Annotated in this window: 11 protein-coding genes; 7 read left to right on the top strand and 4 right to left on the bottom strand. The window is 58.8% G+C overall.

All coding sequences use genetic code 11. The annotated features are described in order from the left end of the window. The first annotated feature begins 302 nt into the window (after nt 1-302). The 5 genes from HMPREF2760_RS04130 (at nt 303) to HMPREF2760_RS04110 (ending at nt 6,412) form a co-directional block, all read left to right on the top strand. Nucleotides 303-1,322 carry a PAC2 family protein gene (locus HMPREF2760_RS04130; RefSeq protein WP_070521987.1) on the top strand — a complete coding sequence of 340 codons (1,020 nt, stop codon included), beginning with the start codon at nt 303-305 and terminating at the stop codon, nt 1,320-1,322. 102 nt (nt 1,323-1,424) lie between these two features. Beyond that, complete coding sequence (locus HMPREF2760_RS04125; protein WP_070596684.1) at nt 1,425-3,998, top strand: DEAD/DEAH box helicase; 2,574 nt, start codon at nt 1,425-1,427, stop codon at nt 3,996-3,998. A 167-nt stretch (nt 3,999-4,165) separates the two neighbouring features. Then, nucleotides 4,166-5,191, top strand: coding sequence for a PTS sugar transporter subunit IIC (locus tag HMPREF2760_RS04120; RefSeq protein WP_369816036.1), 1,026 nt, complete (start codon nt 4,166-4,168; stop codon nt 5,189-5,191). 28 nt (nt 5,192-5,219) lie between these two features. Next, the gene (locus tag HMPREF2760_RS04115; RefSeq protein WP_070596736.1) at nt 5,220-5,597 is read left to right on the top strand and encodes a hypothetical protein; all 378 of its coding nucleotides are present in this window, start codon (nt 5,220-5,222) and stop codon (nt 5,595-5,597) included. A gap of 104 nt (nt 5,598-5,701) precedes the next feature. Then, nucleotides 5,702-6,412 carry a VIT1/CCC1 transporter family protein gene (locus HMPREF2760_RS04110; protein WP_070562945.1) on the top strand — a complete coding sequence of 237 codons (711 nt, stop codon included), beginning with the start codon at nt 5,702-5,704 and terminating at the stop codon, nt 6,410-6,412. Nucleotides 6,413-6,522: 110 nt separating this feature from the next. Here HMPREF2760_RS04110 and HMPREF2760_RS04105 read toward each other — a convergent pair whose 3' ends face one another. Together HMPREF2760_RS04105 and HMPREF2760_RS04100 are read right to left on the bottom strand one after the other, a co-directional pair. Then, nucleotides 6,523-7,056, bottom strand: a complete 534-nt coding sequence (locus HMPREF2760_RS04105; RefSeq protein WP_070524463.1) for an alkylhydroperoxidase, AhpD family — start codon at nt 7,054-7,056, stop codon at nt 6,523-6,525. A gap of 43 nt (nt 7,057-7,099) precedes the next feature. After that, nucleotides 7,100-7,693, bottom strand: coding sequence for a peroxiredoxin (locus tag HMPREF2760_RS04100; RefSeq protein ID WP_070524465.1), 594 nt, complete (start codon nt 7,691-7,693; stop codon nt 7,100-7,102). A 173-nt stretch (nt 7,694-7,866) separates the two neighbouring features. On the opposite strand from HMPREF2760_RS04100, the gene HMPREF2760_RS04095 reads away from it, so the two are divergent. Further along, nucleotides 7,867-8,826, top strand: coding sequence for a hydrogen peroxide-inducible genes activator (locus HMPREF2760_RS04095; RefSeq protein ID WP_070596682.1), 960 nt, complete (start codon nt 7,867-7,869; stop codon nt 8,824-8,826). Nucleotides 8,827-8,966: 140 nt separating this feature from the next. Here HMPREF2760_RS04095 and HMPREF2760_RS04090 read toward each other — a convergent pair whose 3' ends face one another. Continuing rightward, entirely contained in the window at nt 8,967-10,034 is a 1,068-nt protein-coding gene (locus tag HMPREF2760_RS04090) for a hypothetical protein (protein ID WP_070596681.1), read from the bottom strand. A gap of 108 nt (nt 10,035-10,142) precedes the next feature. Between HMPREF2760_RS04090 and hrpA the strand changes: the two genes are divergently transcribed. Beyond that, nucleotides 10,143-14,018 carry an ATP-dependent RNA helicase HrpA gene (hrpA, locus tag HMPREF2760_RS04085; RefSeq protein WP_070524471.1) on the top strand — a complete coding sequence of 1,292 codons (3,876 nt, stop codon included), beginning with the start codon at nt 10,143-10,145 and terminating at the stop codon, nt 14,016-14,018. On the opposite strand, the gene nrdR is transcribed toward hrpA, so the two are convergent. Beyond that, nucleotides 14,015-14,473 carry a transcriptional regulator NrdR gene (gene nrdR, locus HMPREF2760_RS04080; RefSeq protein WP_010190258.1) on the bottom strand — a complete coding sequence of 153 codons (459 nt, stop codon included), beginning with the start codon at nt 14,471-14,473 and terminating at the stop codon, nt 14,015-14,017. The two genes, hrpA and nrdR, sit on opposite strands and share 4 nt — an antisense overlap. Between the last annotated feature and the right edge of the window lie 387 nt (nt 14,474-14,860).

Below are 14,860 nucleotides of genomic sequence, written 5' to 3'. Positions count from 1 at the left end.
ACCGTCCACGGCACATCTGTGGATAACGAGTCCGGGCTAGTGCGCAGTCCACTGGAAGTAGCCCGGTTTTCCACACCCAGCAAGTGGAATCCTGGCACAACCAGCCTCCATATGGCATGCTTGAACGATCATCACTGGTTCCCTGCGGGAGCCCCGCGTGTACGGACCAGCTTCGCGTTCGCCCCGGACGCCCAGTCGCCTCTGGGAATAGGCGGTAAGCCTTAAGCGTTGCATGTCACAGAACACTGATTGAGGTCGTACGCTCGAGAACAAGCACACGGCTAGAAGGAGGAGTCACAACCATGCAGGAAGAACAGCGCCGCATGTACGAGCTGGAGTACCCCGCTCCAGTGGTCAAGGATGATTCCACTCCAGGCGCAGGCCCCACAATGATCGTTGCCATGAATGGCTACGCCGATGCAGGCCAGGCCGTTGAAGCCAGTGCTGATCACCTCAAAGCCGCGTTGGAAAACCGCCAGCTGGCCTCGTTTAATAACGACGAACTCATTGACTACCGTTCACGCCGCCCTGCCGTCACTATCGACCATGACCGCACCGTGGAGATTGAGAACACGGATTTGGGCATCAAGGTATTGCGGGATAATTCCGGCACGCCTTTCTTGCTGCTGTCCGGACCGGAACCGGACTTGCGGTGGGAGGCCTTTACGGATGCGGTAGTGAACTTGGTTGAAAAGTTCGATATCAAGAACACCATCATGCTCTACTCCGCGCCCATGCCGGTGCCACACACCCGCCCCACGGTGGTCACTGCGCACGGCAATGCCCCGGAACTCCTTAACTCTATGGTACGCATGGAATCCACCATGATGGTCCCCGGCGCAGCCGCCCTGTATATTGAGCGTGCCTTGGATAAGAAGGGCCGCCGCGTGGCCGGCTATACCGCGCATGTGCCGCATTATCTGGCGGCCTCGCCTTATCCAGCGGCCACGCTCCGTCTTCTGGATTCGGTTGCCTCAGCCGTCGACCTCAACATTCCCTTGGGTAGCTTGGAGGCAGACGTGGCTCGCGTCAACCAGCAGCTCGAGGAGCAGGTGACGGATTCTGAAGAGATCGCGGGCGTGGTCCGCCAGTTGGAAGAGCAGTACGACGCTTATATGGAGCGCTACCGTTCCCGCCATCCGCAGGCCATTATGCCGGGTGAAGAGCACATGCCTACGGGCGAGGAAATCGGGGCTGACTTCGAGGCTTTCCTTGCCGGACTCGATGACAACCCGGATATCCTCTCTGAAGACATCGACGACCGCGAGGATAACTACGGGCGCGACGAGGGCCCCGGCTCAGACATGGACGATGACGTCTAACCTCAGATAAGCTCAGCACGCCGCGGCTGTCGAGGAGTCTCGGTCTTTCACAGCCGCAGGGCGGAGACTTATGCTCTAAGGCTTTCGCCTAAGGTGGGACGGGTGAACCTTTCTCAGATGTTGCCCGATCTCGCCGAAGTCCCCGAGTCGATGGTTGATGAGGCCATCTGGGAGACGTTTTTATCGTGGACCTCCGGCCGTGGAATCTCGCTGTACCCGGCGCAGGAAGAGGCCTCTTTAGCTATCCTCGCGCAGGATAACGTCATCTTGGCCACGCCTACCGGATCCGGTAAGTCCATGGTAGCCAATGCCGCCCACTTCATAGCTTTAGCGCGAGGGCAGCGCAGCTTCTACACCGCCCCTATCAAGGCCTTGGTGAGCGAGAAATTCTTCGCTCTCTGTGAGATTTTTGGCCCAGAAAACGTTGGCATGATGACCGGCGATGCCACGGTGAACGGTTCCGCGCCCATCATTGCTGCGACCGCGGAGATCGTCGCCAATATTGCACTGCGAGATGGCGCGGAAGCCGCCATCGATCAGGTGGTCATGGATGAATTCCACTATTATTCCGAGCCGGATCGCGGCTGGGCCTGGCAGGTTCCGCTGTTGGAATTGCCGAAGGCACAGTTCTTGCTCATGTCCGCGACCTTGGGCGATACGACGTGGCTGGAGAAGGACTTAACTGAGCGCACCGGACGCACGACGACGCTCGTGGCTGGGACAACCCGCCCGGTCCCGTTGGACTTCTCCTACGTCTTTTCCGCTGTCCATGAAACCATCGAGGAATTGCTCGCTGGTGGCAAGGCACCTGTCTACGTGGTCCACTTCTCCCAGCGCGAGGCCTCAGAGCGCGCGCAAGCATTGACGTCGCTGTCAAAGATCATCACCTCAGAGGAGAAGGAGTCCATTGCCGCTGAGCTCGCGGGATTCCGATTCACCACGACGTTCGGCAGGGACCTGTCTAAGCTGCTTCGTAAGGGAATTGGTGTACACCATGCCGGCATGTTGCCGAAGTATCGGCGCTTGGTGGAGCGGTTGGCCCAAAAGGGTCTGCTCAAGATCATCTGCGGTACCGACACTTTAGGTGTTGGCATCAATGTACCGATCCGCACGGTGTTGATGACGGGCCTGGCCAAGTATGACGGAACCCGTCAGCGGATCCTCAAGTCCCGCGAGTTTCACCAGATTGCCGGTCGCGCCGGCCGAGCAGGCTATGACACGGAAGGCACGGTCGTCGTAGAGGCGCCGGAGCACGAGATCGAAAACGCCAAAGCGCGGCGGCGCGTGGGCGATGACCCGGCGCGCCTAAAGAAACTGAAGAAGAAGTCCGCGCGCGATGGCGAGGTTTCGTGGTCGGAACAGACCTATGCCCGGCTTATCGACGCCGAACCGGAGCAGCTCACTTCCCAATTCCGAGTCTCCAATTCCATGCTGCTCAATGTGCTCGCCCGCCACGGCAACGGTTACGAGCACCTAAAACACCTGCTGCGTACGAGCCACAACACGCGTGCGCGCCAGAACGAAGACATCTTAACGGCGCTGAGCCTGTTTCGAGGGCTTCTCAATTCAGGCGTGGTCCAAAAATCCACCAAGGGTCTCGACATCTATGGACGCCCGTACCACGTGGTGCGGGAAATGCCGCGCGATTTCGCCTTGAACCAACCTTTGGGGCCCTTCGCGTTGGCGGCACTCACCTTGCTGGATCCGGAATCGGACACCTATGCCCTCGACGTCATCTCGGTCTTCGAGGCAGTGCTCGATGATCCTCGCCAAGTCCTAATTGCTCAGCAAAAGCAACGCCGTGGCGAGGAGATCGCGGCGCTCAAAGCAGACGGGGTGGACTACACCGAACGCATGGCCATCGTGGAAGACATCACCTGGCCGAAGCCACTCGAAGAGCTCTTGGAGCAGGCCTACGACACTTTTTGCGAAACCAATCCTTGGGCCAAGGAATTTGAGCTGCGTCCTAAGTCTGTGGTTCGCGACATGCTAGAGAGCGCCATGACCTTCTCCGACCTTGTCGCCACCTACGGACTCGCCCGCTCTGAAGGCGTCATCCTGCGCTACCTCACTGATGCTTGGCGCACGCTCAAGCAGTCGATCCCTGCCGAGTTCCTTACCGAGGAGCTCGAAGACATCATCGTCTGGCTCGGAGAACTTATCCGCCAGGTTGATTCTTCGCTCGTCGACGAGTGGGCTGAAATGGCCGGCGAGGACTCCCCCATTTCCCAGGCGGATTTGGACCGCGAATTGGCCTTCGGCGTTGAGGATCCCACTGCCTTGACAGCCAATCAGCGTGCCTTTGGCATCATGGTGCGCAACTACTTCTTCCGGCTCGCGCAGCTCTTTGCCTTGGAGAAGGAAGATCGCTTGGCAGATTTGTTGGATTATTTGGAGGAGATCCCCGACTTTGGCCAAGCTCTCGATGACTACTTCGATGACTACGATGACATCGATACTGGGCCAGCAGCACGGGGCCCGGAGTACTTTGTCCTGGACAAGGGCGACAAGGGCGCAGGGGCTCGTGGCGTTGGGGGTTCACGATCGTGGACCGTCCGGCAGATCCTCAAGGACCCAGAGGGGGACAACTCTTACCACATCGTTGGCACTGTCGATTTGGATGCCTCCGATGAGGCTGGTGAAGTCCGGCTGTCCGAACTACGCGTGGAATACTAGGGAATTTAAATACTCCCTTTCTTTGTTATTATTCTCCGTCAACCGCATATTATGCGTATGATTGGGGAATGAGCACGCCACAGCAGATAGACGAACGCCAGCTTTCCCCCATCCCTCACGCTAGCGCCGCGCCCGCGGCCGAGCATCTCACCCTCGGATCCTTCACCATGAAGGTTCTCAACGGCATCTCGATCGCCGTCGTCGTGTCGCTCGTCCCGCAGGCCTTGCTCGGCGAGTTGGCCAAGGCACTGCTCCCCTTCTGGTCCGGCGCGTCCACCGTAATAGCGCTGACGGGTCTAGCCGCCAGCCTTTTACCTGTGATGATTGGTGTCCTCGTAGGCATCGAATTCAAGATGACGCCGATTCAGACCGCAGCCGTGGGCATTGCTTCTTTCTGCGGCTCCGGGGTGGCCACCGTCAATCCCGAAGGCGGCTTCTTCCTCAAAGGCACCGGGCTCGTCATCAACTCTGGATTAACCGCAGCCATGGCAGTTGGTTTGCTCCTCTTCATCGGCGATAGGCTCAAGAACTACTCCATCTTGTTGCTTTCCACCATCGTGACGCTCGTTGCGGGCAGCATCGGATGGGTTGTCACCTTCCCCATCGTCAAGGTCTTTACGCTGTGGCTTGGTGACCTCGTGAACGGTGCGACAACTTTGCAGCCGGTCCTCATGGGCATAGTCCTCGCCGTTCTTTTTGCAGTCATGATCGTCTCCCCAGTCTCCACCGTCGGCATTGCTACCGCCATCTTTATCGACGGCATCGCCTCTGGCACCGCCAACCTCGGGGCCGTTGCCGCAGGGTTCACGCTCCTCGTTGCCGGCTGGCGCGTCAACGGCTTCGCCACCTCCATCCTGCATGTTCTGGGCTCTCCCAAAGTACAGATGGCCAATATGTTGTCCAAGCCGGTCACCTTCCTTCCCGTCATTTGCTCCGCCGCAATCCTGGGCGGCATTGGTGGCGCTCTAGGGATCTCAGGCACACCAATCTCCGCCGGTTTCGGAATATCCGGCCTCATGGGCCCGCTGGCGGCTCTCAATTACGAAGGGTGGGGATGGAGCGCCGGCAACGTGATGATCATTACCTTCGTTTATGTCGTACTTCCCCTCGCCCTTGCGCTGCTCTTTTGCTGGCTCTTTGAAAAGGTTCTGCACTTAACCAAATCTGAATACTTTTCCCTCGATTTCAAGTAGCGACATGGGGAGTACAGTGGGCGCCACTATGACTAACCCAAACTCCCCAGCCACCAGCATCCACCTTGCCGGCGTTCGTTTTGAGACACACGAGGATTCAGTCACTGTGCATTGGCTCCTCGGGGGCATGCCCCACCACCGTGACGTCGTCTTTAAGCTGCACACCCTCGACCTTCAGCTCATCGCCTACTTCGAGCAAGCCAACCTCAGCTCGATGGAGATCGCTTCATACGGAGAAGACACGAGGGACGCCCACCGTCCAGTTGATTATCAATACAACTACTCCCCCGAGGCACTCGCAATCACGCTGCCCACCGCCCACTTTAATCTAAAAGAGGAAGTCTTCACGATGGGCCTGTCAGTGGACGGCATCCCCTGCGGTGAGTGGACGGGAACGATTACCTAAGCCTTCACTCCCTACACACAGCGAAGCCTATACACGCTTTACAGGACTCTGACCAGCGACGATACTGGAGTAAGAGCAGTTCTCTAGGATTCAAGGAGCTGGAAATGGCACACCATGCCAATGAGCCCCATGGCGATTCACACAACGCGCGGTTAAATTCCCTTCGGGCGGGAGTTCTCGGCGCCAATGACGGCATCGTCTCCGTCGCTGCACTTCTGCTCGGCGTCGTGGGGTCGGGGGCGTCGGCAAGCGCCATCCTCACCGCCGGCTTGGCCGCAACCGTATCGGGAGCCGCGTCGATGGCGCTGGGAGAATACGTCTCGGTGTCAGCGCAGCGTGACTCCGAACGGATGATGATAGCCAAGGAGACTCGCGAACTGGCGGAGCTTCCTGAACAAGAACACGCCGAACTCGTATCCATGTTGGCTGACTACGGCATGAACACCGCTACCGCAGACACCGCCGCACATGAGATCGCCGCCAAAGATAGGCTCTTGGAGGCACACCTGAGGCTGGAGATGGGCATCGATGGTGAGGACCTGACGAACCCTTGGCACGCCGCTTTCTGGTCGGCAGTATCTTTCCTTGCCGGTGCAGCGCTACCCCTCCTGTCAATCTTTATAGCCCCGATGAGCATGGCCGCAGCAGTCGTCGCCGTGATCACTCTCATTGCCCTGGCGATTACGGGCTACGTGTCTGCTCGCCTCGCCGGTACAAATGCCGCACGTTCCGTCTTCCGCCTCGTCATTGGTGGCGCGCTCGGGCTAGCCATTACCTATGGCATCGGCGTTGCCTTCGGCGGGGTCATCCGCTAGAAGGCCGCAAACCTCCCCAGCCCTTTGAGGCACAAAAAGTCCCACTCCCCTGTACATAATCACGGGAGTGGGACTTCTCTATCGTGCGCCTAAGAAGGCATGCTGTTTATCTACTCAGCGGAGCGCACAGCCTCAGCCTGCAGCGCCTGCGCCACAGCCTGAACAACGCCTGCGACCTTGACGCCTTCCCAAATCTGCTCCTTGGTCACGCCCTCCTCCAACAGAGTATTGGCGTGTGCAGTCAAGCAGTGCTCGCAGCCGTTGATAGCGGAGACAACGGTGCTCCACAGCTCAAACGTTGCCTTGTCTACGCCAGGCTTAGCAATGATGTTCATGCGCAGACCAAACTTGACCTGAGCGAAATCATCGCCCAACCAGCTCTTTGCGCGGTAGGCCACGTTGTTCATAGCCATCACCGTGGCGGAGCCGAGAGCTGCGTCAACTGCCTCTTCACTGAGGTGCTCGCGGGCTTCCTCAAGAATCTCCTTCAGGACCAGATCATTACGGGTGGCGGCCGCAGCAGCGACCAAGCTGCCCCACAGCTGCTCCTCATTCAGCTCGGTCGTACGCGTCAGCGTACCGATGTTGAGCTTCTGATCCTTGGCATACGCCGGAAGTGCGGACTTCAGGTTGTCGATGGACACTGAGTAACTCCTTTATGGTTGGACGGTTGTGCTTAGCGTTGTCTTACAGTGCGGACTGAACGACCTCGAGCTTGTCAATGTTCTTCGTCGGGTCATTAGCCTCCCAGTTGCAGGCACAAACCTCTTCGGACTGCAGCGCATCGAGCACGCGCAGAACCTCATCAACGTTGCGGCCCACAGCGTCCGGGGTCACGGACACGAACTGGATAACACCGTCCGGGTCAATGATGAAGGTCGCGCGGTCAGCAACACCGTCGGCATTCTCCACACCGAGGGCGCGGATGAGGTCGTGGCGAATATCAGAGAACATCGGGAACGGGACTTCCTTCAGCTCCGGGTGGGTTGCACGCCAGTTGAAGTGCGCAAACTCATTGTCGGTGGAGCCGCCGAGGATCTGGGTATCGCGGTCCTGGAATTCCTCATCCAGCTTGCCGAAGGCTGCGATCTCAGTCGGGCACACAAAGGTGAAGTCCTTCGGGTAGAAGAATACAACCTTCCACATCCCCTGGTACTTGTCCAAAGACACCTGCTCGAAGTAATCCTCCGGCTGGTTAGCGTTGACGTCGTGGAGGTCGCCGCCCTTCAGCGCAGTCAGTTCGAACTCTGGGAACTTCTCACCAACGGTCAAGATAGGCATAGAAGATTCAACTCCTTCAATAGTCACAACAATGCACAAAAGTGATGTAAATCTCTACGACCGCACACCATTCTACCTTTTAGCTGGTACGCAGCCGCTCGCTTGTTAAGTATGCCACGAACCCCCTCGCACGTCAATAGGCCCGACGAATTAGAGATGTTAGAGTTATAGGCATGAACAATAAGGAGTATCGCCCAACCCTCGCCCAGTTGCGCACCTTCGTCACGATTGCGGAGAACAAACACTTTGGCTCCGCGGCCGCCAAACTCGATATCTCCCAGCCTTCGCTCTCCCAAGCACTCGTCGCCCTCGAACAAGGCTTGGGAGTCCAGCTCATCGAGCGCTCTACCCGCAAAGTCATCGTGACGTCCACCGGCGAGGCGCTCCTCCCCTACGCCAAGGCAACGCTCGAAGCGTCCGATGCCTTCCTCAGCCAAGCCCACGGTGCAAGCGGTACGTTAACTGGCCCCCTCACCATCGGAATCATCCCCACCATCGCGCCCTATATTTTGCCGGGGCTGCTGAAATCCATCAGCGAAACCTACCCCGATCTAGAACCACGCTTCGTCGAGGAACAGACTCAACACCTGTTAGACAAGCTGCGCGAGGGCAGCTTAGACCTCGCTGTGGCCGCACTGCCCACCGAGGCCACCGGGATGGTCGAGACTCCTCTCTATAGCGAATCCTTTACCGTCGTAACACCGGCAGGACACCCGCTCGCGGGGCGCGAGGATCTCACACTCGAAGAGCTTGCAGACCTTGACCTTTTGCTGCTTGACGACGGCCACTGCCTCCGCGACCAAGTCCTCGACCTATGCCGTCGCGCCAAGGTAAACCCCTCCGAAGCCACCAATGCCGTCACCCGAGCATCGTCGCTGACCACTATCCTGCAGCTCGTCATGGGAAATCTAGGCACTACCCTTGTCCCTGAATCAGCGCTCGCAACGGAATGCCAAAACCCGCAGCTTGCGGTCGCCCGTTTCGCCCCCACGGTAACAGCGGAGCGCCCGGTTGGACTCGTTTTCCGATCGTCTGCTGCCCGCGCTGATGAATTTCGGGCCTTTGGTTCTTTGGTCACCGCCGCCTTCCAGGACGCTGCGGAACGCTCCCGAGCCCTTTTCCCGGCCTCGTAATTCAAGCCCCCAACTCTGATGGCTTTAAATACTACAAAGCCGCCCTTGGCTTACCTCTTGTAGCCCGGCCCGCCTCGGTAGGCGGTGGCTGGGCAAGAGGAAAGCTTAGGCGGCGTTGCGTTATAGGTTTGGCTTAAGCCTTAAGCTGCCGGAGCATAACGCCCCTGGCACTGGCGGCACAGGTGCGCTGTCGCCAGCTGAAGGGCCGGCGCGATAATAATCAGAGCCAAGCCCAAGGTAATAAGGGACGCGAAACCCAAGAGGCCAGACAGGACAATAAACAGCAAAAGGTGGCTGTAGTTTTCCTTGCCCAGCTTGAGTCCCTGGGAGAAAGCCTCGCCGATCGAGGAGGTATCGGCTGCCAACCAGGGCATGAGGGTAAAGAAGGGCTGAATAAACAGCGCAATCAGCATCACTACAAGGAGCCCACCAAAGATGGAGCCAACGAGCGCGAAAACATCGCTCTGGCTGAGTTGCTCCGGATTCTGGAGATCCATCGAAGAGACTCCACCCAGGCCGACAACAAACAGAACGACGACCACGATGACGATGGAAATCGCGACAAGAACACCCAAAACAAGGTTCACTACGAGTGGCGGCACCCAGCGAACTCCCTGGAACAGGGTTCCCCATGTGGGGCTCGGCTTATCGATTTCACGGTAGGCCAAACGATAGACGACCAGAGAAATGACAAAGGACAGGATGGACACCGCGAAGGAGAAGAGGTCCAACATGACGGAGGTCTCCGCCCCTTCGGCGCTCTGCGTACCGACGCTGATTCCAATTTGTGGGACAAACTGAATAGCAAACACGACAACGGCGCCCAACACCCACAAAAGTGCGTTGCCGAGCGTGGCCTTGAATCCCCATTTGATCGCTTCGATAGCGCTGACTGGACCCGTATAGGCCGGACCGGCTCCTGGGCCGGGGCCCTCATGACCGGAGCTATTTCCATAGCTCGCACCGGCATAACCCGGCTGGCCAGCATCGTACCCACCATAGGACTGAGAGCCGTAAGCTCCGCCGCCATAGTTGCCATAGTTGCCGGATTGACCGAAACCAGCCTGGTCTTCCGGGTGGCTGGTGGGTTCGTACTTTGGAAGTCCACCTGTGTTCCCGGAGGAATTACCGGGGCCGTTCTGCGGGTTGCTCCCGAACCCTCCGTTGGAGCCGTTGTCCTCCGGATTCGAACCAAAAGGATTAGTCATTGATTGTGCCCTTCTTTAATCATTGTTCACACAGTCACCACGAGGGTAACATTTTCTCTACCTGGACCTGTGAGCGAATAGCCTTCCGAGTAGACTTTTAGGTCAACTATGACTGCTACTCGCGAAGATCTTTACGGCGCTCTCACAACAGTTTCTTTGAGTGATGAGCGCGCATTCCGTCGCCGCCTGCGCAAGGCTCGCTCTCCTAAGGCCCTTGCTGCGATCCAGGCCGATATCACAGCCGCCCAAGACAAGGTGAGCACCATCGATGCCAACGTGCCGCCGATTACCTACCCCGAGGAGCTTCCCGTCACCGGACGCCGCGACGATATCGCCGAGGCGATCGAAAAGAATCAGGTAGTCATCATCGCTGGTGAAACCGGTTCGGGAAAGACCACACAGATTCCAAAAATCTGCCTGGAACTCGGCCGCGGCCGGCGGGGGCTCATTGGCCATACCCAGCCGCGGCGACTAGCAGCGCGTACCGTCGCCGAGCGCATTGCAGAAGAACTTGATCAGTCCATCGGGGACACAGTCGGCTATGCCATTCGCTTCGATGACAAAGTCTCCTCCACCACCGCCGTGAAGCTCATGACCGACGGCATCCTGCTGGCAGAGATGCAGCGCGACCGTTTCCTCAATGCCTACGACACGATCATTATCGATGAGGCACACGAGCGCTCACTCAACATCGACTTCCTCTTGGGCTACCTCAAGCGGCTGCTTCCCAAGCGTCCGGATCTGAAGGTCATCATCACCTCAGCAACGATTGATCCCGAGCGCTTCGCCGAACACTTCGCGGACGCTGGGGGCAAACCTGCCCCCATCATCGAGGTCTCCGGGCGCACCTACCCCGTGGAGATCCGCTACCGCCCGCTCGAGGTCGAATCGGGCGGCAAGACCATCGACCTCGATCCTCTCGACGCCCTCTGCGAAGCCATCGAGGAGCTCATGGCCGAAGGCGAAGGAGATATTCTGTGCTTCTTCCCCGGAGAGCGCGATATCCGCGACGCCATGGAGGCCATCGAGGGGCGCCACTGGCGCAACGTGGAGGTCACTCCGCTCTTCGGACGCCTGTCCAACCAGGAACAACATCGCGTTTTCCGCTCGCACCGCGGACGGCGCATCGTGCTCTCCACCAACATTGCTGAGACCTCATTGACGGTGCCCGGCATTCGCTACGTCGTGGATACGGGAACGGCGCGTATATCGCGCTATTCCACGCGCACCAAGGTGCAGCGCCTCCCCATCGAGCCGATCTCCCAAGCAAGCGCCAACCAGCGCTCGGGCCGCTGTGGCCGCGTTGCGGATGGCATCGCCATCCGCCTGTACAGCGAGCAGGATTTCCTATCCCGCCCGGAGTTTACGGATCCCGAGATTCTGCGCACCAACCTGGCCAGCGTCATCCTACAGATGATTTCGCTGCGCCTTGGGGACATTGCTGACTTCCCCTTTGTCCAACCCCCTGAGCCGAAGGCCGTACGAGACGGCCTACTTCTTCTGCACGAACTGGGCGCCCTCGAGGGCAAAGAAAAAGACGGACTACCTGTCCTGACCCGAATAGGACGCGATCTTGCCCGCATCCCCGTAGATCCACGCATGGCCCGCATGCTGGTCGAGGCCAAGACTTCCGGTTGTCTCCACGACGTCATGGTCATCGTTGCTGCCATGACGATTCAAGATGTGCGCGAGCGGCCCAGCGACAAGCAAGCTCAAGCCGACCAGGCACATGCCCGCTTCAAGGATAAAACCTCCGACTTTGTGGCCATGCTCAACCTGTGGGACTTTGTCCAGGAAGCTCGCGATGAGATGAGCGGCAATGCTTTCCGCAAACGGATGAAGGCCGACTTCCTGCACTATATGCGCATCCGCGAGTGGTTCGATCTGGTGAGGCAGCTGCGGGACGTCGCCAAGCAGCTCGGGTGGAAAGCCCAGGAAAGCACAGAGCGTCGCCCCGATGACATCCATATGGCCTTGCTTTCTGGACTGTTGTCTAATATCGGCGCGCGTGATGGCAACTCTAAGGAGTTCATTGGTGCACGCAATACCCGCTTCCTCGTCTTCCCCGGATCGGCACTGGCAAAGAAACCGCCCGAGTTCGTCATGGCGGCTGAGTTGGTGGAAACGTCGCGCCTGTGGGCGCGCGACGTTGCTGCCATCGACCCAGCATGGGTTGAAAAGCTGGCGAAGGATTTGCTGAAGCACAACTATTCTGACCCGACGTGGTCGCGAAAGCGCGGCTCTGCGGTCGTCACCCAACGCTCGACGCTTTATGGCGTCACTGTTGTCGCCGACCGGACCGTGCCCTATCACCGCGTGGATCCTGAGGCAGCGCGCGATATGTTCATCCGTAACGCGCTAGTCGACGGCGACTGGACCACCCACCACCACTTCTTCCACGACAACAAGCGCAAACTCGCCGAGGCCTCCGAATATGAGGAGAAGGCCCGCCGGCGCGGACTCGTCGTGGACGAAGACAGTCTCTTCGATTTCTACGATCAGCGAATCCCTGCGTCTGTCACCACCGCTCGGCATTTCGATTCCTGGTGGAAAAAGCAGAAGAACAAGCATTCCTTGGACTTCGACCCAGAAGCGCTCCTTGAGGAGGACCACGATGTCACCGAGGATGCCTTCCCCGACCGCTGGTTGAAGGGAAGCATCGACTACGACTTGTCCTACAAGTTCGAGCCGGGCGATCCACTCGACGGTGTCACGCTCATGGTTCCCGTCCCGCTCCTCGCGGGGTTGGACACAGAAGGCTTCGATTGGCTGGTACCGGGCCTGCGCCTAGAGCTCATAACAGAGCTTATTCGCTCGCTGCCGAAGGCGCTTCGACGCACCGTGGTTCCGGCACCCGAGTTCGCTGAACGCGCACTGCCCAAGCTCTTGCCCTATGAGGGCACACTCACCGAGCAACTCGCTGCGATTTTGCAAGAGATGGGCGGCCAAGGCATCAACGCCGGCGATTTCCGCCCCGACCAGCTCCCTCCGCATCTGCGCATGAACTATGCCGCAGTGGACAAGCGGGGCAAGGTCATCGACTCAGACCGCAACTTGCAGGCTCTGGTCCAACGCCAAGCCGGCCACATTTCCTCCTCGGTCTCACGCGTTGGCCGCGCCGCCGAATCCACTGCGGTCAAGGAATGGACGGAGGATACGCTCGGCGCCATCGATGAGGAAGTGGTAACCGTCGTCGATGGGCATGAGGTCACCGCCTACCCCGCGCTCGTAGCGACCAAGGACGGCGTGGCGCTCAAGGTCCATCCCACCAAGGCGGCTGCCGACGCCTCCATGATCACCACCACCCTAACCTTGCTGCTCCGAGAAATTACGGTGAATACGCAGCAGATGGTCAAAGGGCTTCCTCTACAGCAGCGGGTAGCCGTCGACTCCTACCCCCACGGCGGGGCGGAAGGACTTGTCAGCGATGCCCGGGTAGCCGCAGTACGCGACATCATGATGGAAAAGGGCGGCCCCGTGCGCACCCCCGGTGACTTCAATGCATTGCTCAACGCGGTCAAACCGGAGGTCCCGGGCAGAGTGCGCCAGGCAGTCGTTGCAATTGCGCCGGGCCTGGCAGAGTATTCCAATCTGAATGCTGAGCTGAAGCACTGGGAGGGGCCGGCCATCGATGATATTCGGGCCCAGCTCAATTTCCTGTTGCCCGCGCACGCCATCACCGTCCACGGGATCCAACATCTGCGCCATCTACCGCGCTATATCCAGGCCGCGCGCATCAGGCTTGAGGAAATGAACGTGGACCCGGACCGCGATGCTGACCGGCAGGCAGACGTCGACGAGGCCAAAGCCTATGTGGCCAATCGGTTGCGTTCCCTGCCTCCTGGCCGTGAAAAGACGCGTGAGGTTAAAGACATCTACTGGATGATTGAGGAACTGCGCGTATCGCTCTTCGCACAACGCCTGGGCACTGCCCACGCGGTGTCTTTGAGGAGAATCCAAAAGGCAGTGGATAAATTACGCTAAAAGCTATCGCGGTCGCGCCGACGCATGAGGCGGATTTCTGATTCGAAGTCGTCGGCGCTTTCAAAAGACTTATACACGGACGCAAAGCGCAGGTAGGCCACTTCATCGAGATCTCGCAGAGGTTCCAGGATGGCAAGGCCGATGTCATTGGCGTTTACTTGCGAGGAGCCGTGACTGCGCACGGTCTCTTCAACTTCTTGAGCGAGCTTCTTCAAAGCATCATCGCTAACGTCGCGCCCCTGACATGCACGTTTGACGCCTCGGATCAGCTTGTCGCGACTGAAAGGCTCAGCCAAGCCATTTCGCTTGACTACTGACAAGACTGCTTTCTCGATGGTGGTGAAGCGACCTTTGCACGCGGCGCATTCGCGACGCCGCCGGATCGAGGTTCCACTGTCGATCACGCGCGAGTCAATAACGCGTGATTGTTCGTTGTGACAGAACGGGCAATACACAGTGCCGTATCCTTCCTTTCGACCAATGCGCACATGCTGCTGGCCCAAGGAATTCTAGCGCGAAGACACGACCGTCGTGGACGAAGAGGTGCTCGCACTGTCAACCTCACTATCGATACTGAGGCCACCCCATACTGTGCCGATGAATACCGCGGCGCCAAAGACTGCTCCGAGCACATAGTTACCTACGTTCGACCGACTACGACGGCTGCCCGATGTTGCTCCGGCGGCCGAAACCTGGGAATTCACCGGATTTTCCGGACGGCACTGTGTTCTATCGTTTACGGCAAGAGTTCGAACACGAGACGGCCCATACGGAAGGTTGCGCGGGGCATCAGACGTGAGCGACCGAGACTGAGCGGGATCCCAGACCGCCGCTGGCGGCAC

It is taken from the genome of Corynebacterium sp. HMSC065D07 (assembly GCF_001810695.1).
GTDB lineage: Bacteria > Actinomycetota > Actinomycetes > Mycobacteriales > Mycobacteriaceae > Corynebacterium > Corynebacterium hesseae.
Note: the sequence above shows the minus strand (reverse complement) of the source record. Positions and strands in the feature narration are given on the sequence as shown.

Excerpts from the sequence above, each read along its gene's own strand:
- HMPREF2760_RS04130 (WP_070521987.1), top strand. The coding sequence starts at position 303 with ATGCAGGAAGAACAGCGCCGCATGTACGAGCTGGAGTACCCCGCTCCA.
- HMPREF2760_RS04120 (WP_369816036.1), top strand. The coding sequence starts at position 4,166 with ATGAAGGTTCTCAACGGCATCTCGATCGCCGTCGTCGTGTCGCTCGTC.
- HMPREF2760_RS04115 (WP_070596736.1), top strand. The coding sequence starts at position 5,220 with ATGACTAACCCAAACTCCCCAGCCACCAGCATCCACCTTGCCGGCGTT.
- HMPREF2760_RS04110 (WP_070562945.1), top strand. The coding sequence starts at position 5,702 with ATGGCACACCATGCCAATGAGCCCCATGGCGATTCACACAACGCGCGG.
- HMPREF2760_RS04100 (WP_070524465.1), bottom strand. The coding sequence starts at position 7,693 with ATGCCTATCTTGACCGTTGGTGAGAAGTTCCCAGAGTTCGAACTGACT.
- HMPREF2760_RS04095 (WP_070596682.1), top strand. The coding sequence starts at position 7,867 with ATGAACAATAAGGAGTATCGCCCAACCCTCGCCCAGTTGCGCACCTTC.
- HMPREF2760_RS04090 (WP_070596681.1), bottom strand. The coding sequence starts at position 10,034 with ATGACTAATCCTTTTGGTTCGAATCCGGAGGACAACGGCTCCAACGGA.
- hrpA (WP_070524471.1), top strand. The coding sequence starts at position 10,143 with ATGACTGCTACTCGCGAAGATCTTTACGGCGCTCTCACAACAGTTTCT.